We start from the raw sequence: 20,786 nt of genomic DNA, 5'->3' as shown, positions 1-20,786 counted from the left end.
GTTACTCCTCGGTGGTCTGTGCCTGCCCTTCCACAAGCTCGCGAACTGCCTGGACGAATGCGTCGCCACGGTGAGCGTAGGAAGAGAACTGATCCATGGATGCAGCCGCCGGTGCCATCAGGACGGTATCGCCTGAGGTTGCCACTCCGGCCGCGGACGCCACGGCCTGGGCCATGATGGTCTCGCCGAAAATTGGCGAAGCGGCGTTACCGGCTGCGGTCTGCACACTCTCAGTGTCACCCTTTGGTTGGGCTATCACCGGGACATCGGGCGCGTGTCGCTGGAGGGAGGCTTCCAGGGCAGCAGTGTCGGTTCCGATGAGTACTACGGCTTTGAGTCGTCGTGCATGTTCCTTGACCAGCTCGTCGTAGTTGACGCCCTTGGACAGGCCACCGGCAATCCAAACCACGTTCTGGAAGGCCGAGAGCGCCGCCGAGGCAGCGTGCGGATTGGTCGCCTTCGAGTCGTTGATCCACAGGATGTCGCTGTGCTTGGCCACCAGTTGGATACGATGCGCGCCGGGCAGGTAGTTCACCAGGCCCTGCTTCACAGCCGCAGGTTCCACGCCGTAGGCGCGGACCAGTGCCGCAGCGGCCAGTGCGTTGGCCACCATGTGGCGCGGGGCCACCGGGCCGAGGTCGGTCATGGCAGCGAGTTCCGCTGCCGAATCCTTGCGCTCGGCGATGAAGGCGCGGTCCACCAGTAGGCCGTCCACTACGCCGAGCATGCTGATGGCAGGCGTGTTGGTGGTAAACCCGATGGCCCGGCAACCCTCCACGACGTCCGCATTCTCAACCATGCGCTCAGTTTCGATTTGTTCGGCGTTGTAGACCGCGGCCTTTTGGGTGTTCCCGTACACCTTCGCCTTGTCCGCGAGGTAGGACGCGTAGGAACCGTGCCAGTCCACGTGGTCCTCGGCGACATTGAGGCACACACTTGCCACGGGCGAGAGCGACTGGCTCCAGTGCAGCTGGAAGCTGGACAGTTCCACAGCAAAGACGTCATAGTCCACCGGGTCCCGCAAGGCATCCAGGATCGGGGTTCCCACGTTGCCCACCGCGATGGCCTTCAGCCCGGCAGCCTGCAACATGGACTCCGTCATCCCCACCGTGGTGGTTTTGCCATTGGTGCCGGTAATGGTCAGCCAGTCGGTGGTCTTGCGTCCTTCACGGACCCGGAGACGCCATGCAAGTTCGACGTCGCCCCACACGGCGATGTGCTTGCGCTTGGCCGCTGCCAGCAGGGCTTGGTCCGGGCGCCACCCGGGGGAGGTCACCACGAGGTCGGGCAGGCCGCCCTCGATCATGGGGAGGGCACTGACAGCGTCCTCCCCCAGCAGGACATCCACGGCACCCACGATTTTCAAAGTGTCCGCCTGGGCTTTGGCTTTGTCAGTGGTTGCAGCGTCCACCACCACAACCTTGGCTCCGAGTTCGATCAGGGTGTCGGCAGCGGAAAAGCCTGAAAGGCCGATGCCCGTCACCACTACCCGCAGTCCCCTCCAGTTGGCATCCCAGCTGGTCAGTTCCTTGAGCCGATCGGATGAAGGGGACATGGTCCCAGGGGTTTCGTTCACAGCAGCACCACCCATTCAGCGTAGAAGATTCCCAGGCCTGCGGCCACGAACAGCCCGGCGAGGATCCAGAAGCGGACCACCACGGTGACTTCGGCCCAGCCCTTCAATTCAAAGTGGTGCTGGAGCGGCGCCATCTTGAAGACCCGTTTACCGCCTGAGAGCTTGAAGAAGCCCACTTGAATAATGACCGAGAGCGTGATGAGAACGAACAGGCCGCCGATGAAGGCCAGCAGCAGCTCGGTGCGGGAGAGGATGGCAAAGGCCGCCACGGCTCCACCAATGGCCAATGAGCCGGTGTCACCCATGAAGATCTTGGCCGGTGATGTATTCCACCACAGGAACCCGACCAAGGCGGCGCTGAGGATCGCTGCGAGCAGGGCAAGGTCCATGGGGTCGCGGACCTGGTAGCAACCGCTGCCCGCTTCCTTGGGAGAACCGCACGCCTGGTTGTTCTGCCAGATTCCCATGATGGTGTAGGCGCCGAAGACCATGATGGATGCGCCGGCGGCCAGCCCATCCAGGCCGTCGGTCAAGTTCACGCCGTTGGTGGCCGCCGTGATGATCAGGTTGGACCAGACGATGAACAGGATCGCACCGAGCACTGTCCCCCCAAAGGCGAGATCCAGCCAGGGAATGTCCCGTACCAGCGAGATCTGCGTCGAGGCCGGACGCAGCCCGTCCTCATTGGGGAACTGCAGAACCAGCACGGCAAAGATGATGCCTACCGCCGCCTGGAGGATGAGCTTGGCCCGGGCATTGAGGCCAAGGCTGCGTTTGTTCGAGATCTTGATGTAGTCATCAAGGAATCCCACAAAGCCCATACCGACCATGAGGAAAAGCAAAAGAAGCCCTGATGCCGAGGGGCCGGCGGACCGCGGGTTCATCATCCACATGATCAGGTGCGTCACGAAATAGCTGATGAGCACAGCCGCCACCACAACGGTTCCACCCATGGTGGGGGTGCCGCGCTTAGTGTGGTGCGAGGTGGGGCCGTCATCGCGGATGAATTGCCCATAGCTCTTGGCTACCAGGAACCTGATGAACAGGGGCGTGCCTATCAAGGCCACCAGAAGGGCGACGCCGGCGCCGATCAAGAGTGCAATCACAGCTGCTCGTTCCCTTCGCTTGCGGCAGCTTCAGCCGCGCTTTCTCCGGTGGGCTCGGCCCGTGGAGGTAATGCTATCCGATCACCCAAATGCCTCAGCCCCACTCCGTTGGAGGACTTGAACAAGACGAGGTCACCTGGTCTGAGTTCGTTCTGCAGGAGTTCGTAGGCTTCCTCCACGGTTTCAGTGAAGGAACACTCATCTCCCCAGGAGCCTTCCTGGATGGCCGACACATAGAGAGCGCGGGCTTCGCGCCCCACCACGACCAGCCTGGAGATGTTCAGTCGGACAACCTGCGTACCAACTGCCGTGTGCTCCCGGATGGAGTCTTCGCCGAGCTCCAGCATGGCACCCAGGACAGCCCAGGTCCTCCTGCCTTGGCCGAGGTCCGCAAGGGTCCTCAGCGCCGCGCGCATCGATTCCGGGTTCGCGTTGTAAGCGTCGTTGATGATGGTCACGCCGTCTTCACGTTCCGTGCGCTCCATGCGCCAACGGCTGGCCGCCGACTGGGAGCTGAGCGATGACGCAATGTCAGCGGCTGGAATACCGGCGGCGAACGCGGCTGACGCAGCTGCCAGCAGATTGGTCACGTGGTGGCCACCTATCAGGCGGCTCCGCACCTGGACTGAAGGGCCGCCGTCGGGAAGTATGAGGTCAAAGTCCGGGTGGCCTTGGGCATTGACCACGACGTTGCGGGCTTCCACCTCTTCGGTGGTGGCGGGCGAGGCGGTGAACCCCAGGACTTTGGCCTTGGTGCGCGCGCGCATGGCAGCTACGCGGCCGTCGTCCAGGTTGATGACCGCGGTGCCGTTCTCACTGAGGGCTTCGACAAGCTCGCCCTTGGTTTTGGCGATATTCTCCACACCGCCGAATTCGCCGGCGTGGGCGGTCCCCACCACCAGCACTACGCCGATATCCGGTTTGACCATCTCTGCGAGGTATTTGATGTGGCCCAGGCCGGTGGCACCCATCTCGATGACAAGGAAACGGGTATCGGTGTCAGCGGCAAATACCGTGAGCGGAACACCCACCTCGCCGTTGTATGAGCCCTGCGGCGCCACAGTGGCGCCTGCCGTGGACAACACGCCGGCAAGGAGGTCCTTGGTGGTGGTCTTCCCGGCTGAGCCGGTAATCCCAACAACGGTGAACTGCTCGCCGCGCTGTTCACGGTGGGCCCGGATGCGTCGGACCGCTTCAGCCGCCAGGGCGCCCATGGCCAGGACAGCGTCATCCACCACGACGGCGGGATACGGGTTGCCGTCCGCATCGGTCACTTCGCGTTCGGCGAGGACCAGAACGGCGCCACGCTCAAACGCTGCGTCGACGAAGTTGTGGCCGTCGGCGTGCTCGCCGGGTTTGGCCACATACAACGAGCCAGGCGTCGCCTCCCGTGAGTCAGTAACCACAGAGGAGGGCACGGTGCCCGGATCTCCGGTCAAACGGCCATGGGTGATGTCGGCGATCTCCGCCGCAGTAAGTGCAATCATCTCGGTTTAGGACTCTATCCGCTGGTCCGATGAAACGCTGAATCCCTTGGATGTCAAGGCAGCCCTCAACTCGACCCTGTCATCCAGGGCGAGGTTAACGCCATTTACTTCCTGCCACACCTCGTGGCCGCGTCCTGCGATGAGGATGGTGTCCTTCGCCGTGGCCAGGTCAACGGCGAGGCGGATGGCAGCATCCCTCGGATAGGACTCGATGATCTCGCTGGCCAGGTTCTCTTCTTCACGCGCCGCGTAGGCACCCTCCAGCACATCGGCGCGGATTGCCGCGGCGTCCTCGTCGTGGGGGTCGTCATCGCTGATGATCACGACGTCGGCCAGACGGGCCGCGATGGCTCCCATGGTGGGCCTTTTGCCTTGGTCACGTTGTCCTGTTGCCCCGAAGACCACGATAACCCTCGATCCTTCTTCAGGAGACCGGACCGCCATAAGCGCCCGGGCCAGGGCATCGGGATTGTGGGCAAAATCAACAACTGAAGCGGGTTCGGTTGAGACGAGCTGCATACGCCCGGGAACTGCAACCGTAAAAGGATCGTGCGCATCCAGGGCGTTCTGGAGTTCGGTTTCATCCACCCCGGAGACCAGGACCATGACGGTGGCCAACGCCGCGTTCGCCACATTGAAGTCACCCGGCAGCCCTGTGTGGACGCGCAGGGTCCGACCGTCCGAGTGCCGCAATTCGAATTCCGATCCCAACCCGCGCGGATTGACGGACGCCACACGCCAGTCAGCGTCCGAGGCGCCTCCGGAAGCATCGGCCGCGCCGCCGGAGGCCGCCGAAAGCGTGGTGACCGGGATGTCCGCCAGACCGGCAAGCTTGCGGCCCCATTCGTCGTCGACCGTGACCACGGACCGGCGTGCACGTGCCGCGCTGAAAAGTTCGGCTTTGGTGTTGAAGTACTCCTCCATACTGCCGTGGAGGTCCAGATGGTCCTGGGTGAGGTTGGTGAATCCGGCTACGTCGAACATGACCGAGTCCACCCGTCGGTAGGAGATCGCGTGCGACGAGACCTCCATGGACGCAGCGTCCAGGCCCCGTTCGCGCATCAATGCGAGCAGCGCGTGGACATCCGGGGACTCCGGCGTGGTCAGGAGGCTCGGAATGGGCTCTCCCCCGGCCACAATCTCGATGGTCCCGATCAGTCCCGGCCGCTTGCCCAGGGCGCGCAACAGCGAGTTGATGAAGTAGGTGGTGGTGGTCTTGCCGTTGGTACCGGTGACACCGAACAGCGACGGGAAGGCCGCATCCTCCGGTTGGCTGCGATAAATCAGCGCGGCCAAAGGCCCGACGGCGGCCCGCGGCTCCTCGATGACAAGGACAGGGACCGGCTGCTCGGCTGCCAGCGCAAGCTGGCGTGCACCGGCGTCGTCTGTAATCACGGCGACAGCACCGGCATCCACGGCTTGGGGAACGAAATCCGCACCATGGCGCGTAGCGCCCGGCAGGGCCATATAGAGGTCGCCTGGTTCAACGGCGCGGGAATTGAGCGTAATGCCTGTGACGCCAAGGTCGTGGCTGCCGTCAGGGGCCGTTACTCCCAGCGCTCCGGCAATGGTGGCCAGGGGCACCGCAGCAACGGATGCCGGACGGAAACCTGACCGGCCGGCCTCCGGCGTCGCGGTATTGGAAGCTGCCTCTTTGTGCTCTGACACGTAGTTCTCCGTTGGTGCTCGTGGAACGACCGGCCGGGGGCCAGCGGCGCCCGGGCCGTTAGTGGTGGATCGAATGATGGCCGAAACAGACGCCCAAGAAGCTTACTTGACGAACTGGGGCAGCCGTGCGGGAGTTCCGGTGGATGGGGCCACGTTGTAGGTCCTCAGCACCTGTGACATCACCGATCGGAACACCGGTCCGTTGGTGACTCCATAGATGTTTCCCTTGGGCCGCTGCAAGACCACTTCCACGATGAACCGGGGGTCATCCATGGGGGCCATGCCGACCATGGAGGCCGTGTAGCCATCGAATCCCGGCAGTCCGTCTTCGCGCGGGGCCTGGGAGGTACCCGTCTTGGCTCCAACGCGGTAGCCGTCGATGGCGGCGTCCTTGATCTGTCCCTCGGTCACGGCGCTCTCCAGGATGTCCCTGACTTGCTGGGCGGTTTCCTTGGAGACCACTTGGCGGGAGTCCTTGGCAGGGGCTTTCTGCTCCTGGCCGTCGGGACCTATGTAACCGTCAATCAGCCGGGGTTGGAGCATCACGCCGTTGTTGGCGATGCTCTGGAATGCCCTGACGGTCTGCAGCGTCGACTGCGACACACCTTGGCCGAAGAGCACCGTGTACTGCTGGCGCTCATCCCATTGGTCGGGTGTGGCTAGGATGCCTGTTGCTTCGGCGGGCAGCCCGATGTCCGTCTGCTCCCCGATTCCGAATTTCTTCAGGTAGTCATACCGCTGCTCTTTGCTCAGGCGGCTTCCGACCATCACTGTGCCGGTGTTCATGGACCAGCCCAGGATGCCCGCCAGAGTGCGCTCTTCGGTGCCATGCTCGAAAGCGTCCGTGAAGGTCTGTCCATCAATCGTGTACGACGGTGGAATGGTGAAGTGGTCCAGCGGAAAGGACTTGCCTTCCTCGATGGCCGCCGCAGCGGTGATCATTTTCTGGACGGAGCCGGGCTCGTAGGCGGCAGTCACAGAACGCACGCCACGGTCCTTGGCATCGACTTTGCCGGGATCGTTCGGATCCGGGGCATTGGTGTCGGCCAGGGCGATCAGGTTACCGGTCTTCGTATCGATCACCACGATGGAACCCCACTCGGCGTTCATCTTGTTGACCTGGCTCTGGATGGCCTGTTGAGCGAAGTACTGGATGTCGGTGTTGATGGTCAGCTTGACGTCGCTGCCGTCGACGGCGGGCGTCAGTTCGTCAGTAGCCACGGGGATCCGCAGGCCGTCGGCACCGATCTCGAAGACGCGCTTGCCCTCAGTGCCGCGCAGGATCTCGTCCTGGGTTTGTTCAATGCCTGCCTGGCCGGTGGTCCCGTCCTTAAGGAAACCCACTACCCCGCCGGCCACGCTGCCATTCGGGTAGACGCGCTTGCTGATGCCTTCAGCCTTGAGGCCCGGGATGTACAGCTTGGTGATCCGGTCCTCCAGCTCGGGCTTGATGTCCTTGGCTACCACGAAGTACCGCTTGTCCCCTGTCAAGGACTCACGGACCTTGGCGACGTCGGTCCCGAGCAAGGCGGCAAGGTCGGCAATGCCCTGGTCACGGGTGATTTCGTCGAGCTTTTCCGTTTTTTCGTTGTAGCGGTGGAAAGTCTCAGTGTTCGTGTTCACTGTCTGGTCGACCACGATGTTGTACCGGATGACACTGCTGGCCAGGACAGTGCCGTTCGCGTCCAGTATCTGGCCACGCTCGGCAGGGAGGACCTGGGGAGTAAGGCGCTTGGCGAGGGCAGCCTCAGCCATGCCGCCCATGTCCAGGCCTTGGACCATGAACAACTTACCCCCGACGACCAGCAGCAGGGTCAGCATGATGCCGAGCCCGACGCGCAGCCGCCTTCGTGCCGCCGGCGTCTTCGTTTTATTCGATGTGCCGGGGTTCTGAGCCACGTTGATTCCTTGCTGCTGGCCTTGATTCAGTGGACTTGTTCAGTGGACGGATGGACTACTGTCCGGGAGTCTTCTGCTGGGGGGCCGGGACCGACCCGCCATGAAGATCCACCGGCGGTGTCGCTGCCGGGGAAGCCGGGGCTGCCGGCGGAGTTGCCTGCGTTGCCGACGCTTCCGGCGCCGCGGGGGTAACCGGCTTGAGGTTCTCCAACGGATCCTTGGTGGTCACCGAGGGAACAACATCCAGCACTCCCCCGACGGCCGGAGGAGCGAGAACAGCCCCGGGGTTCTCGCCCTTGACTGCGGGAGTTGCCTTCCCGGTCACCGTCATGGTGTTCAGGTCGATCTGGCCTTTGACCGTGGAAGGTACCATTCCCAATTCTGTAGCCTTGGCGGCAAGATTCTGTGGAGCTTCGAAGTTCTGCTTCTTCTGTGTCAGGTCCTGGTTTTCCTTGTTAAGGGTGGCCGCCTGCGCCTTGAGCTGCACCAACTGGTACTGCGCGGTGGATACGGAGATGTTCAGCACCAGGACGGTCAGGAGCGCCGCTGCCATGGCCACGAAGCACAGCACCACGAAAGGAGTCCTGCGCCGGCCGGGAGCACTGCGTACCACTGAGAGCGGCGTGCGGGGCCGGCGGGCGACATCCGGCTTCCCTGCCGGTACTGGAAGCGCGCGGGCAGTGTTGCCCACCACGGAGGGCAAAGTCCTCGCTGCGGCGTTGCTCATGCGTCTCTCCTCGGTTTGATGCGTTCGACGGCCCTCAGCCGTGCAGAAGCCGCGCGCGGGTTCTCGGCGATTTCTGCGGCAGTGGGCACTTCCGTGCCTTTGGTGATGGTCTTCAATTCAGGTTTGTGTTCTTCAAGTTCCACGGGGAAGCCCAGCGGCGCCGAGGACTTGGAGCCCTTTTGGAACACGGACTTCACGATCTTGTCCTCCAGGGAGTGGTAGGACATCACCACCACGCGGCCACCCAACGCCGTGGCGCCCACTGCGGCCGGGACTGCGCGTTCCAACACATCGAGTTCCTCGTTGACCTCGATGCGCAAAGCCTGGAACGTCCGCTTGGCAGGGTGTCCGCCGCTCTTGGCCGCTGCGGCAGGAACCACGCTGCGGATCTGCTCCACGAGCTCGCCCGTGGTGGCAAAGGGTTTCTCTGCCCTTGCGTTCACGATCCTGTTGGCAATCCGTCCGGCGAACTTCTCCTCGCCCCATTTGCGGATGATGCGGACAAGGTCTTCTTCGCTGTAGGTGTTCACGACGTCGGCGGCGGTCTGCCCGCGGCTCGTGTCCATACGCATGTCCAGCGGAGCGTCATAGGAGTAGGCGAAACCACGCTCGCGTTCGTCCAACTGCAACGAAGAAACGCCGAGGTCCATCAGGATGCCGTGGACCTCCGGGATGCCAAGGTCAGCCAGCACGTCCTCGATCTCGTCATACACGGCATGCACCAGGTCAGTGCGTTGCGAAAAGGGTTCCAGCCGGGCGCCGGCCAGGGAAAGCGCCTCTTCGTCCCGGTCAATGCCAACAAGGTGAAGGTCGGGAAAACGCTGCAGCATCGCTTCGGAGTGGCCGCCCATGCCAAGGGTCGCGTCGATGGCGACGGGGGTCTCACCCCGGCTCCTGGCGGCCTCAAAGCCGGGAGCGAGCAGGTTGATGCAGCGGTCTTTCAGGACGGGCACGTGGCGCTCCGATGTGGGCTTTGCCGCGTCCTGCTCTTCCACGCTGCCTCCTCTTTCCTCAGTTACGTGCATGGTGATTCTTGAATCGGATCCCCATCCGCGCCTATCGTCGGCCGGCCTGGCTCAGGGGAAGTTGAGCCAGGAAGACTGTCCGATGGGCGGCTGGAGATCCCATTCAAGAAGCGGTACTGCTTCCACCGACCGGTTAGATGAACCCGGGCAGATTGTCGTCGTCCGTTTCCGAGAAGACTGCTTCCTTCTCGTTGAGGTACTCATTCCAAGCGTCGGCATCCCAGATCTCAGCCCGGGTACCGGCACCAATCACTGCCAGTTCCCTTCCCAAGCCTGCGTAGGCACGGAGCGCTGGCGGAATGGTCACGCGCCCCTGCTTGTCGGGTACTTCGTCCGAGGCTCCGGACAGAAAGACCCGGATGTAGTCACGGGCCTGCTTGGAAGACAATGGCGCCTCCCGCATCGACTCGTGGATACGTTCGAATTCCTTCTGGCTGAAGACGTAGATGCAGCGTTCCTGGCCCCTGGTGAGGACCAATCCCTCTGCAAGTTCCTCCCGAAACTTGGCGGGAAGTATGATCCGGCCCTTTTCATCGAGACGCGGCGAGTGAGTGCCCAGAAACACTGGCCCCACCGCCCCTCAGTCAAGGTGCCCGCACATACCCAACACTGCCACTACCCTCTTATGTGCTCCACTTTACTCCACAACGCACCACAGTCAACGCACACGAGGGTGTTTCTCCACCACTTTGAGATTCCTCCGGGCCGGATTGCCGCGGATTTCAGGGGGGTGGAGAGAAGTGGAGGTAAGGGAGCAGTTTTCGACCTGGGGCTCGCACACCGGGAAGCTGGGAAGAGCCTGGAAGGGGCTGGGGACCTCAAAGCTGCTTGGGGTGGGAGGAAAGTGGAGTGGGTGGTGGGAAATGGAGGGGCAGGGTGCAGCCACTCTTTAAATGCGAAAGGACCCGCATAGCGGGTCCTTGTCCAAACTCCGGAAGTCCGTCAAAACTCCGTAAGACTTACACCATCAGCGGGCCAAGGGGCACAACTGACTCAACATTGGCTCTGTTGCCGGAAGCACCGGCACCCCGGTCCTCAGTGGTCGTCGCGGCGCCGTTCATCCCAGCGCTCTTCAAGGCTGCTCATGAAAGTACTCTTGGGCTTGGTCCTGGCGGGCTTTCCCTTACTGGACTTTCCGAAGGCCGCTCCACGCAACGTCGCGAAGTACACGCCAGCACCCATGACGATGAAGCCGAGGACACCCACAGGAATCGCCTGCAGCGATACGCCGACAAGCAGGAGAAGGATGCCGGCGATTGCCCCAAGGACGCCGATGATGACGTGCCTGGTCGACCAGCTGCGGATGGGATCCGAACCCATGGTGTTGGCAAACTTCGGATCGTCCTCATGAAGTTGCTTTTCAAGTTGCTCAAGCAGCTTCTGTTCGTGCTCCGAGAGGGGCATCGCGACCTCCTTTAGTCAGCCAGCGTCTGGACACAACGCGTCCTGTGCGTCTGTTTACCCAAACGATCGGACCAAGAATTTCGTTCCCGAAATACCCTCTTGGTTCAGCGGATACCTCAGGGCCGACTGTTCAGGAAACAGTTTGTCCAGACGATCTAAATCTCTGTAATAAATAGGATAGTTTGTCCGGGGCCGTTCTGAAAGACGCTTGGGCCGCGCGGGACCAAGGTCACAGCGTTCAGGCATCCGAAGCAGGTTTACCGGGCTCCAGGAGCCGGGCCGGAAGCAGGGTTTTGGAACCAAAGCGCTGGGAAACCCTGTCCAGGGCTTGCTCGGCAGCCCGCCAGTTGTCATCCCGGCGGTCCAGGCTCAACTGCATCGATGTCTGACCGGCCGGTTCCAACTGCTCTGCCCGGACTCCCACCAACCTGACGCTCATGGAACGCGGGCCCAGGGACTCGAGGAGTTGCACGGCCACCTGGTAGATCAGTTGGGCACTGTCTACTGGCGTGTGCACCGTGCGGCTTCGGGACACGGTGGAGAAATCGGCGTACCGAATCTTCAAGGCGACGGTCCGCGCAAGCATTCCGGAACTCCGGAGCCGGCTGGCTGTCCGATGGGACAACCTCAACAACTCCCTGTGCAGCAACCCATCATCTGCCGTGTCCACGGAGAAGGTCTCTTCGGCACCAATGCTTTTTTCAATCCTGGTGGGCGTCACCGGCCGCGGATCAACGCCCATGGAGAGCCTGTGCACATGTTCCCCGCTTGCGCCAAGAACCTTTTTCAGGGAGGACAAGGGCGTGGCAGCCACATCAGCGACCGTTCGGATGCCCATTCGCGCCAGGACCTCCCCTGTCTTGCCACCCACACCCCAGAGGGCGCTGACAGGAAGGCTGTGAAGGTAGGAAAGAGTGTCTTCGGCGTCGATCTGCAGGATGCCGTCAGGCTTGCACCGGGTAGAGGCGATCTTGGCAACGAACTTGGTGCCGGCAATCCCCACCGAAGCCGTGATGCCAAGTTCTGATTGGACCTTTCGCCTGATGAGGTGGCCAATATCCAAAGGTGCCCCCAGCCGGCGGATGGCCCCACGAACATCCAGGAAAGCTTCGTCCACGCTCAGAGGCTCCACCAGGTCCGTGATGGACCCGAAGATTTCCATCAGCTGCGCCGAAACCTCGTAGTACAAAGTGTGGCGGGGATTGATGACCACGGCCGATGGACAGCGCCTCATCGCAATGGACATCGGCATGGCGGACTTGACCCCTGTGGCCCGGGCTTCGTAGGAAGCAGAAAGGACCACGGAGCGGTCCGCGGGGAATCCCACGATCACAGGCTTGCCCCGCAGTTCGGGACGGGTGCGGAGTTCCACGGAGACAAAGAACGCGTCCATGTCCACGTGCAGGATGCTGGTTCGCCTCAATTCCCGCAGCGCCTCTTCAGCACTGCGGGCCGGTCTGTGTCCGGCGCTTGACTCGCCGCCGGGTGCTTCCTGCCTCACAACGGCAATACTATGCCCGGGCACTGACTAAACTGGAGGCAAAGTCCGGCTCAGCCCCAGGAAGGATACCCTGTGAAGCTCTTTGGAACTCCTCAATCGCGAGGGTTTGCCCTGCTCGCAGTCAGTGTCGCAGTGGCGGCCTCCGCATGCACGCCGTCCCCCAGCGGCTCGGCGGGCCCGTCGCCCACCGGCGCTGCTTCATCTTCGTCAGCTTCGTCGGCGCCGTCACCCGCGGGGACCGCGTCCCCGGCCAGCAGCACCCCCTCTCCCGACACCACGGGCTTCACCGAGTCCAGCGCACCCGACGCCAACGCCACGGCCACGGTCAATGCGCTTGTTCCCGGATTCCCGGAGAAGCTCATTCCGGTCATGCCCAAGACCTCGGTGCGGTCCAGCAGCTTCGACAAGAACGCTTCCCTGGCCACTGTGGCGCTGGTGGGGACCATCAAAGCGCCTCCGCAGGGCGTGGTGGACTACTACAAGTCCTCACTGGAGGCCCAGGGTTTCAAGCTTGTTCCCGGACCCGAAGCCGTTGGCAACGTCACTTCCCTGGACTTTATCCGCGGTGATGGTGAAACCGTGAACGTCTCGATCATGCAAAAAGAAGGTGTCTCCACCTTCACCATCGGAGCCAATGTGGCGGCCGGGTCCGTCAAGTGACGTTCACCTCCCCCGTGGCGTCCGAGCAAGCCCGATTCATCGAAGGCGTCGCCGGCAGCCTCAGCAGTTTCCTGTCGGAACAACGTGGCGTCATGGCTACGGTTTCACCGGACGTGGACCCACTGATCGGCGCCATTTCATCATTGGTAACCGGCGGCAAGCGGCTGAGGGCTTTGATGTGCTACTGGGGCTGGCGCGGCGCAGGCGGTCCCGCCGAAGACCCGGACATCGTCACTGCCGGATGCGCGCTGGAACTCTTCCAGGCCGCGGCACTGATCCACGACGACATCATCGACCGGTCCGATACCCGGCGCGGCGGCCCAAGCGTGCACAAACGGTTCAGCCAACTCCATGAAACGAATGGCTGGGCCCTGGACAGCGAGCACTTTGGCGATGCTGCCGCCATCTTGACCGGCGATCTCTGCCTCTCCTTCAGTGAAGAGGCTTTCAGTGACATTGGAACCCGCGCCGCTTCAGGAAGCCCTGCCCGCCGTATGTTCAACGTGATGAGGGCAGAGGTGATGGCCGGTCAATACCTTGACATCCTTGAAGAGGTAGCCGGACCCGTGCGCGACCGGGCGGGGTCGGTGGACCGCGCACGCTCCATCATCCGCTACAAGTCGGCCAAGTACTCCATGGAACATCCACTGGCTTTGGGCGGCGCCCTGGCCGGCGCGTCCGCAGAACTGCTGGCCGGGTACTCCGGGTTTTCGCTCCCACTCGGCGAAGCCTTCCAGATGCGTGACGACGTTCTTGGGGTTTTTGGGGACCCTGCAACCACAGGAAAGCCAGCGGGCGATGACCTGCGGGAGGGCAAGCGCACCGTGCTTGTCGGCTTCGCCCTTAATCAGGCTTCAGCGGCCGAAGCCGCTTACCTGGACCGCATGCTGGGCAATCCCGGACTCGCCGGGGAGGACGTTGCCAGGATCCGCCACCTCATGGTCGATTGCGGGGCTTTGGACGCAACGGAGTCGCTGATCGCACAGCTTAGTACTGACGCATTCGAGGCGTTGGAACGCTTGCCGCTGGATGGGCTTGCGCTGCAGGCTTTGGGGCAATTGGCCGAAGCGGCCGTCAGCCGCGCAGCCTGACCCCGCGAAACGGCCCTGGCTGCGCGGAGCCGGGCAAAGCAGACATGACACGACAAGCAGACATGAGACGACGACGGCGGTTGGGGACCGCCGTCGTCGTCGCTCCAAGCAGTTGCCGCGTTAGGAACTAAACCGGCGCAATTACCAGGCCAGAGACTGGGCGCGGCGCCTGATCTCCGTTTTGCGCCCCTCACGCAGGGCGTCAATGGGACGGCCACGCAGCGATTCATCCGAAGTGAACAGCCAGGTGATCAGCTCTTCGTCGTTGTAGCCGGCGTCGCTAAGGACCGCGATGGTCCCCTTCAAGCTGTCCACAACATGTCCATCCTGGATAAACAAGGCCGGGATTGAGCGGATATTCCGTTCTCCCCGCCTGATGGCGACGAGCGCACGCTCATCCAAAAGTCCGTGGACTTTGGTGATGGAAACTTCCAGCAACCCGGCAACGTCCGGAAGCGGCAACCACTCGGAAACAAGGCTTTCTACATTACTCACGGATCAAGGTTGCCATGCCGCCCTGCCCGTCGCCTAGCCGGAGGCCTAAAGGGACGGCACAGATGCCCGTTTGGCCCGCAATTCCCCTACCAACAATTGGCATAAAGAATCTTCCCCGGCAGGAATTGTTGTGTCGACGGAATAAGTATGAGAGATTCACACTGATCACACTTGCACCATTGATAACATCAGTAACATTGGCAACACTGACAACAGCGTTAACAATCAACCCCCGCTGTTTGAGATGAGGATTCCTTCATGACGACGCCCCGCTCGCCGAAACGAACCATGAGCATGCCCGTTATCGCGGCAACCACGGCCGCGCTTCCCGCTGTGGTTTTGTCGTCGCTTGCGTTGGCTCAACCGTCCATCGCAGCGCCCGCACCCCAACCCCGCAAAATTCCGGCCACCCTCGCTGCCGCCATGAAGGCCCAGGCTGTCACGCCCGGTACGGTGATCCCCGCACAGGCAGTTGCCGCCACACTTCCCGCGGCTCTCCGCCCCATGGCCCCCGCAACTCCGGACAGCTACACCGTGGTTCGCGGCGACACCATCAGCGCCATTGCCCGACGTTTCAACCTCGACACGTCCGCAGTGCTGCAGCTGAACAACCTGACTCCCACCACGTTGATCTACCCCGGACAGAGCATCAAGCTCAGCGGAACGGCTACAGCGGCCCCCGCGCCCAGCACTCCAGCCGCATCGGGCACCACGAGCACTGCCACCGTCTACACGGTGGTCTCCGGCGACACCCTCGGCGGTATTGCGGCCAAGCACGGCGTTCCGCTGTCCAGCATCTTCAGCTGGAACAACCTCAATGGCAGCTCCATCATCTACCCCGGCCAAAAGATCAAGGTCAGCGGCGGATCGGCGCCGTCCGCGCCTGCAGCTCCGGCCCCCGCCCCGACGCCGGCGCCTGCTCCCCTGGCAAGCACGGGTTCCTACACCATCAAGGCCGGCGACACCCTCAGCTCCATCGCCTCAAGGTTGGGCGTATCGCTGTCCGCACTCATGTCGGCCAACAACGTGACCGCAAGTACGGTCATCTACCCGGGCCAGAAACTGACCATCCCCGGCGGCAGCCTGCAACCAGCAGGAGAGACCACCCCGCTGGTACCCAGCACATTCCTGGGGTTTACCTATCCCCCGGCTGTTGTCAGCTCCGCGAATGAGAACAAGGCCCTCCTGAATGCTTCGCCGGTGCCCAGCCGCGCTGAAATGAAGACCATCGTGGCTGACACGGCACGACGCATGGGTGTCAGCCCGTCGCTGGCCCTGGCTTTCGCAGAGCAGGAATCCGGTTTTGACCAGCGGGCTGTTTCCCCTGCCAACGCCATTGGCACCATGCAGGTCATTCCGTCTTCGGGCCAGTGGGCGTCCGATCTGGTCGGCCGCAAGCTCAACCTCCTGGACCCCTATGACAACGCCACGGCCGGTGTCGCGATCATCCGCACCCTGGTGGCCACCAGCAAGGACCTTGATACGGCCATTGCCGGTTACTACCAGGGGCAGTATTCGGTGAGCAAGTACGGTATGTACGACGACACCAAGCGCTACGTCGAATCGATCAAGGCACGTCAGCGCACGTTTGGCTAGGCCTTTCACGGCACCTCGGAAGGGGCCCGCATCCCACGGGGATTCGGGCCCCTTCCCTGTCTCGTTTAGGATCGTATGGTGCAAGAAGCAACGCAGGACCACCTCATCGGTACCACCGTGGACGGGCGCTACGTGGTCCGTTCCCGCTTGGCGAAAGGTGGCATGTCCACCGTTTACCTGGCCACTGACAGGCGCCTGGAGCGCGATGTGGCCCTGAAGGTCCTGCACCCGCATCTGGCGAATGACCAAACGTTCCTGGAGCGCTTGAGCCGCGAGGCAAAAGCCGCCGCCAGCCTCTCCCATCCCCACATTGTCGGCGTGCTGGATCAAGGCGAAGACGGCCACATCGCATACCTCGTCATGGAGTACGTCAAGGGCCACACCCTGCGTGATGTCCTCAATACGCAAGGGGCGCTGCCCCCGCGGCTCGCCTTGGCCTTGATCGATCCCGTGATCGAGGGCCTGGCGGCTGCCCATTCTTCAGGCTTGATTCACCGCGACATCAAGCCCGAGAACGTCCTGATCGCAGACGACGGGCGTATCAAGGTTGGCGATTTTGGATTGGCCAGGGCCATCTCCGCGAACACCAGCACCGGGGCCCTGATCGGGACGGTGGCCTATCTGGCCCCCGAACTGGTCCTGGGCCAGCCCGCCGATGCGCGCAGCGACATCTATTCAGCCGGAATCATGCTCTACGAAATGCTGACCGGCAAGCAACCGTACAACGGCGACTCCCCCATCCACGTGGCCTACCAGCACGTAAACGCCGCTGTCGGCCGTCCCTCAGAGGCAGCGCCCGGGCTGGCCGAAGACCTGGACGAACTGGTTCAGTGGTGCACCTCCGTTGACGCGGAGAACAGGCCAATCGACGGATCCGCACTGCTGACTGAACTGCGCCACATCCGTACGACGCTCACCGACGAGCAACTGGATCTCAAGCAACAGCCGGCGACGGGCAACTTAGCTGCCGCGCCCACAACGGCTATGGCCGCTTCCAGGCCGGACACGAACGCCACGGAGTTCCTCCCCACCACGGCGTCGCCAACGGAATTCATTGCCCGGCCAAGCAACCCCACCACGATCATGGCCGCCGGTGGCCCGTCCTTCCAGTCGCCACAGGGTGCCACGGACCTGGAATCACGCCCGCCGGGAAAAAGGGACCTGAAGCGGCTCGAACGGCAACAGGCCAAGGACCACGCACGGGCAGCGGCCACTCCGGTTCGACCACTCCGGGAAGGCAATCCCCGCCGTCGTGGCTTGATCTGGACCGTGGTGATCGTGATTCTGGCGCTGCTCGCGGCAAGTGCGGGCTGGTTTTTCGGCATGGGACCTGGGTCACCTGGCACGGTCCCGGACGTCAAGAACAAGACAGTAGCCGAGGCCCAGCAATTGCTCCGCACCGCCGGCTTCCAGTCTGAACCCCAGGACGTTTTCGACGACGACATCCTGTCCGGTCTCGCTGTAGGCACCAAACCGGAATCAGGTGCCGAAGTCCGGAAGTTTCAGCCCATCACCCTTTTCGTGTCCAAGGGCGCCCAGCTCTTCCCGCTCCAGGACCTCACCGGCGGCACCCTGGATGACGCCAAAACGGCCCTGAATTCAGCCCAAATGGCGCTGGGCAACGTCACCGAGGCGTTTGATGAAAAGGTGCCAGCGGGTGTTGTTATCGCCCAGGATCCGGCGAAGGGCAAGGAAGTCCGGCACGGCACTCCCGTTGCCTTGGTCGTCTCCAAAGGACCGCAGCCCATCCCCGTCCCCGATGTGCGGGGTCTTGCACAGGACGCGGCAGTCAAAGCGATCCAGGATGCCGGGCTGAAGGCAGTGATCGCCCCGGAGACGGTCAACGACAAGTCCGTCCCCAAGGGCTCGGTTGTCTCACAAGCTCCCGCCAACGGCACCCTCGTCAAAGGCCAGACGGTGACCCTCACCGTTTCCAAGGGCCCACGAATGGTCAAGGTCCCCAGTTTCATCGGTAAACAGGCTGCTGAAGCCGAGAGAGAACTCAAGAAGCTCGGCTTCAAGGTAGAGACCAACAAGATCCTCGGAGGCTTCTTTGGAACAGTACGGGACCAGAGTCCCGTCAATACCGAAGTGCCGGAAGAATCCGTCGTGACGCTGACAGTGGTCTAGTTTTCACCCACCAGCCAAGCGATATACCGAATCGATATACAGAAGGCGCGGCCCGGAAAAATCCGGACCGCGCCTTCTTTGTCTCGATAGGGCTGCCAGGCTACCTCTTGGACAGGGCGCCGGCCACCAGGAAGGCCATCTCCAGGGACTGCATGTGGTTGAGGCGGGGGTCGCAGACGGACTCGTAGCGGTCCAGGAAGGCGTCCTGGTCGATCGGGTCAGCGCCGCCCAGGCACTCCGCGACGTCGTCACCCGTCATTTCAACGTGCAGGCCACCGGGGACGGTGCCCAGGGAGTGGTGCACCTCGAAGAAGCCACGGACTTCATCAATGACGTCGTCGAAGTTGCGGGTCTTGTAGCCGTTGGGCGAGGTTACCGTGTTGCCGTGCATCGGATCGGTTACCCACAGCACCTGGGCACCGGAAGCCGTGACACGCTCGACGACGGCCGGCAGCTTTTCGCGGATGTTCCGGGCGCCCATGCGTGTGATGAACGTCAGGCGGCCGGGTTCGCGGTTCGGGTCCAGCTTGTCGATGAGGCGCAGGGCGTCGTCGCCGCTGGTGGTCGGCCCGAGCTTGACGCCGATGGGGTTCCGGACACGCGACAGGAAGTCCACGTGCGCGTGGTCGAGTTCCCTGGTCCGCTCCCCGATCCAGAGGAAGTGGGCGGAAGTGTCATATGGGAGGCCGGTGCGGGAGTCGATGCGCGTGAGTGCCCGCTCGTAGTCCAGCAACAGTGCTTCATGGCTGGCGAAGAATTCAACGCGCTTCAGAGCTTCAAAGTCCGCCCCGCAGGAATCCATGAACATAATGGCTCGGTCGATGTCACGGGCCAAAGACTCGTAGCGGGCGTGAGCCGGGTTTTCGGTGAACCCCTTGTTCCACTGGTGCACCAGGCGGAGGTCGGCGAAGCCGCCCTGCGTGAAGGCGCGGATCAGGTTCAGCGTGGAGGCAGAGGTGTGGTAGGCCTTCAGCATGCGGCCGGCGTCGTGAGCACGGGACTCGGGAGTGAACTCGTAGCCGTTGACGATGTCCCCGCGGTAAGCGGGCAATGTTACGCCGTCGCGGGTCTCGTCATTGGACGAACGCGGCTTGGCGAACTGGCCGGCCATCCGCCCCATCTTGATCACGGGCATTGCCGCGCCATAGGTCAAGACCACGGCCATCTGGAGGATGGTTTTGACGCGTGCGCTGATCTTGTCGGCCGTGGCAGCCTCGAATGTTTCCGCGCAGTCGCCACCCTGGAGCAGGAACGCCTTGCCCTGGGCTGCGGCCGCCAGGCGCTCCCGGAGGACATCCACTTCCCCGGCGAAGACCAAGGGCGGAACAACGGAGAGTTCATTGACCGAGGCCTTGAAGACATCGGCATCCGACCACGTTGGCTGCTGCGAAATCGGCAGGTCACGCCAGGCGTCCAGCCCGGGATAGTTTGCTGCTCCGCTCTGGGCGGTGCTGGCGAGTGGATCTACTGTGGAAGGTGCGGTGTTCGCGGTTAGCTCAGTCACCCTTCAAGAGTAGTAGCCTCCGGCGGGGTTGAGGCACTGCAGGCGTAACTGATGCTGCTGTCTGCGTCACAGTTTCCCGGTGGTTATTGGCCGTCGGGACGGGGGTCGTCCCTGTCCTCGGCAATGTCCGTGACGGCCTCTTGGGTTCCCTCAAGCTTGTGGAGTGGCTCCGGCCCCTTGCCGGCCAGCCGTGCTTTGACGACGGCGGCATACTCGTCCACATATTCCTGGCCGGAGAGGCGCATCAGTTCGTACATGATTTCGTCCGTTACCGCCCTCTGGACCAGCCGGTCGTCTTCCATGCCGTAGTAGCGGCTGAAGTCCAGCGGCTGTCCGAAAATGATGCCGATCCTGCGGATGCTCGGGAGCCTCTTGCCGATGGGCTGGACCTTCTCAGTGCCGATCATTGCGACGGGAACCACCGGGACACGGGTCTGCAGTGCAAGCCGGGCAACCCCCACTTTGCCGCGGTAGAGCCTGGCATCGGGGCTCCGCGTGCCCTCGGGGTAGATGCCCAGGAGGCCGCCCGACGTGAGGACGTCTTTGCCTGCCTGCAGCGACATCTCGGACGCGGCACCCCCGGAACGGTCCATGGGCAGCTGGTTGCTCAGCCTGAAGAACAATGCTGTGAGGCGCCCTTTGAGCCCTTTGCCGGTGAAGTACTCCGACTTGGCCAGGAAGATCACCGGGCGATGCACCATCAGGGGGAGAAAGATGGAGTCCGAAAAGGAAAGGTGATTGGACGCCAGGATTGCGGCGCCATCCGTGGGGACATTGTCCAGGCCTTTGACCCAGGGGCGGAACAGGAGTTTGAGGATTGGACCCAGAAAGATCCTCTTCATGACCCAATAGAACACGTTTGTCCTCTCACGGCCGTTGGCAGGCATGCGTCCGGCAACCCGGCCGGCATTCAACTG

Annotated in this window: 18 protein-coding genes; 4 read left to right on the top strand and 14 right to left on the bottom strand. The window is 62.7% G+C overall.

What is annotated here, in order from left to right:
• Nucleotide 1: 1 nt before the first annotated feature.
• From murD to IEY62_RS21860, 11 genes are all read right to left on the bottom strand, one after another.
• Nucleotides 2-1,591 (bottom strand): UDP-N-acetylmuramoyl-L-alanine--D-glutamate ligase, encoded by a 1,590-nt coding sequence (gene murD, locus IEY62_RS08330; protein ID WP_189015932.1) that lies wholly within the window; start codon nucleotides 1,589-1,591, stop codon nucleotides 2-4.
• The gene (gene mraY, locus IEY62_RS08325) at nucleotides 1,573-2,682 is read right to left on the bottom strand and encodes a phospho-N-acetylmuramoyl-pentapeptide-transferase (protein ID WP_018779291.1); all 1,110 of its coding nucleotides are present in this window, start codon (nucleotides 2,680-2,682) and stop codon (nucleotides 1,573-1,575) included. Before mraY ends, murD begins: the two co-directional genes overlap by 19 nt.
• A complete protein-coding gene (locus tag IEY62_RS08320; protein ID WP_189015929.1) occupies nucleotides 2,679-4,169 on the bottom strand; it encodes a UDP-N-acetylmuramoyl-tripeptide--D-alanyl-D-alanine ligase in 1,491 nt (496 codons plus the stop codon). The genes mraY and IEY62_RS08320 overlap by 4 nt, the downstream gene beginning before the upstream one ends.
• Nucleotides 4,170-4,175: 6 nt before the next feature.
• Complete coding sequence (locus tag IEY62_RS08315) at nucleotides 4,176-5,837, bottom strand: UDP-N-acetylmuramoyl-L-alanyl-D-glutamate--2,6-diaminopimelate ligase (protein ID WP_189015926.1); 1,662 nt, start codon at nucleotides 5,835-5,837, stop codon at nucleotides 4,176-4,178.
• A gap of 102 nt (nucleotides 5,838-5,939) precedes the next feature.
• On the bottom strand, nucleotides 5,940-7,736 hold the full coding sequence (locus IEY62_RS08310; protein WP_189015923.1) for a peptidoglycan D,D-transpeptidase FtsI family protein: 1,797 nt from the start codon (nucleotides 7,734-7,736) through the stop codon (nucleotides 5,940-5,942).
• A gap of 55 nt (nucleotides 7,737-7,791) precedes the next feature.
• Nucleotides 7,792-8,463, bottom strand: coding sequence for a hypothetical protein (locus IEY62_RS08305; RefSeq protein ID WP_189015920.1), 672 nt, complete (start codon nucleotides 8,461-8,463; stop codon nucleotides 7,792-7,794).
• Nucleotides 8,460-9,488: a 16S rRNA (cytosine(1402)-N(4))-methyltransferase RsmH gene (gene rsmH / locus IEY62_RS08300; RefSeq protein ID WP_189015917.1), complete on the bottom strand. Its 1,029-nt coding sequence runs from the start codon at nucleotides 9,486-9,488 to the stop codon at nucleotides 8,460-8,462. Before rsmH ends, IEY62_RS08305 begins: the two co-directional genes overlap by 4 nt.
• 133 nt (nucleotides 9,489-9,621) lie before the next feature.
• Nucleotides 9,622-10,053, bottom strand: coding sequence for a division/cell wall cluster transcriptional repressor MraZ (mraZ, locus tag IEY62_RS08295; RefSeq protein WP_189015914.1), 432 nt, complete (start codon nucleotides 10,051-10,053; stop codon nucleotides 9,622-9,624).
• A 470-nt stretch (nucleotides 10,054-10,523) separates the two neighbouring features.
• Nucleotides 10,524-10,892, bottom strand: coding sequence for a DUF3040 domain-containing protein (locus IEY62_RS08290; protein ID WP_189015911.1), 369 nt, complete (start codon nucleotides 10,890-10,892; stop codon nucleotides 10,524-10,526).
• Between the two features lie 238 nt (nucleotides 10,893-11,130).
• Complete coding sequence (dinB, locus tag IEY62_RS08285; protein WP_189015908.1) at nucleotides 11,131-12,393, bottom strand: DNA polymerase IV; 1,263 nt, start codon at nucleotides 12,391-12,393, stop codon at nucleotides 11,131-11,133.
• 92 nt (nucleotides 12,394-12,485) lie between these two features.
• Nucleotides 12,486-12,764, bottom strand: a complete 279-nt coding sequence (locus IEY62_RS21860) for a hypothetical protein (protein WP_308424484.1) — start codon at nucleotides 12,762-12,764, stop codon at nucleotides 12,486-12,488.
• Between IEY62_RS21860 and IEY62_RS21855 the strand changes: the two genes are divergently transcribed.
• Both IEY62_RS21855 and IEY62_RS08275 read left to right on the top strand, forming a co-directional pair.
• Entirely contained in the window at nucleotides 12,763-13,053 is a 291-nt protein-coding gene (locus IEY62_RS21855) for a hypothetical protein (RefSeq protein ID WP_308424483.1), read from the top strand. The two genes, IEY62_RS21860 and IEY62_RS21855, sit on opposite strands and share 2 nt — an antisense overlap.
• A complete protein-coding gene (locus IEY62_RS08275) occupies nucleotides 13,050-14,144 on the top strand; it encodes a polyprenyl synthetase family protein (protein WP_189015891.1) in 1,095 nt (364 codons plus the stop codon). Before IEY62_RS21855 ends, IEY62_RS08275 begins: the two co-directional genes overlap by 4 nt.
• Before the next feature lie 141 nt (nucleotides 14,145-14,285).
• Here the strand turns inward: IEY62_RS08275 and IEY62_RS08270 are convergent, their stop codons facing one another.
• Nucleotides 14,286-14,639 (bottom strand): Rv2175c family DNA-binding protein, encoded by a 354-nt coding sequence (locus IEY62_RS08270; RefSeq protein ID WP_189015889.1) that lies wholly within the window; start codon nucleotides 14,637-14,639, stop codon nucleotides 14,286-14,288.
• A 258-nt stretch (nucleotides 14,640-14,897) separates the two neighbouring features.
• On the opposite strand from IEY62_RS08270, the gene IEY62_RS08265 reads away from it, so the two are divergent.
• Nucleotides 14,898-16,235 (top strand): LysM peptidoglycan-binding domain-containing protein, encoded by a 1,338-nt coding sequence (locus IEY62_RS08265; RefSeq protein ID WP_189015886.1) that lies wholly within the window; start codon nucleotides 14,898-14,900, stop codon nucleotides 16,233-16,235.
• Nucleotides 16,236-16,310: 75 nt separating this feature from the next.
• Nucleotides 16,311-18,365 carry a Stk1 family PASTA domain-containing Ser/Thr kinase gene (pknB, locus tag IEY62_RS08260; RefSeq protein WP_189015883.1) on the top strand — a complete coding sequence of 685 codons (2,055 nt, stop codon included), beginning with the start codon at nucleotides 16,311-16,313 and terminating at the stop codon, nucleotides 18,363-18,365.
• A gap of 100 nt (nucleotides 18,366-18,465) precedes the next feature.
• Here pknB and IEY62_RS08255 read toward each other — a convergent pair whose 3' ends face one another.
• Nucleotides 18,466-19,869: a class II 3-deoxy-7-phosphoheptulonate synthase gene (locus tag IEY62_RS08255; RefSeq protein WP_039240719.1), complete on the bottom strand. Its 1,404-nt coding sequence runs from the start codon at nucleotides 19,867-19,869 to the stop codon at nucleotides 18,466-18,468.
• An 83-nt stretch (nucleotides 19,870-19,952) separates the two neighbouring features.
• Entirely contained in the window at nucleotides 19,953-20,726 is a 774-nt protein-coding gene (locus IEY62_RS08250) for a lysophospholipid acyltransferase family protein (RefSeq protein WP_189017216.1), read from the bottom strand.
• Between the last annotated feature and the right edge of the window lie 60 nt (nucleotides 20,727-20,786).

The organism is Paenarthrobacter histidinolovorans, assembly GCF_014647595.1.
Lineage (GTDB): Bacteria > Actinomycetota > Actinomycetes > Actinomycetales > Micrococcaceae > Arthrobacter > Arthrobacter histidinolovorans.
This window is presented reverse-complemented; position numbering and strand designations above follow the sequence as displayed.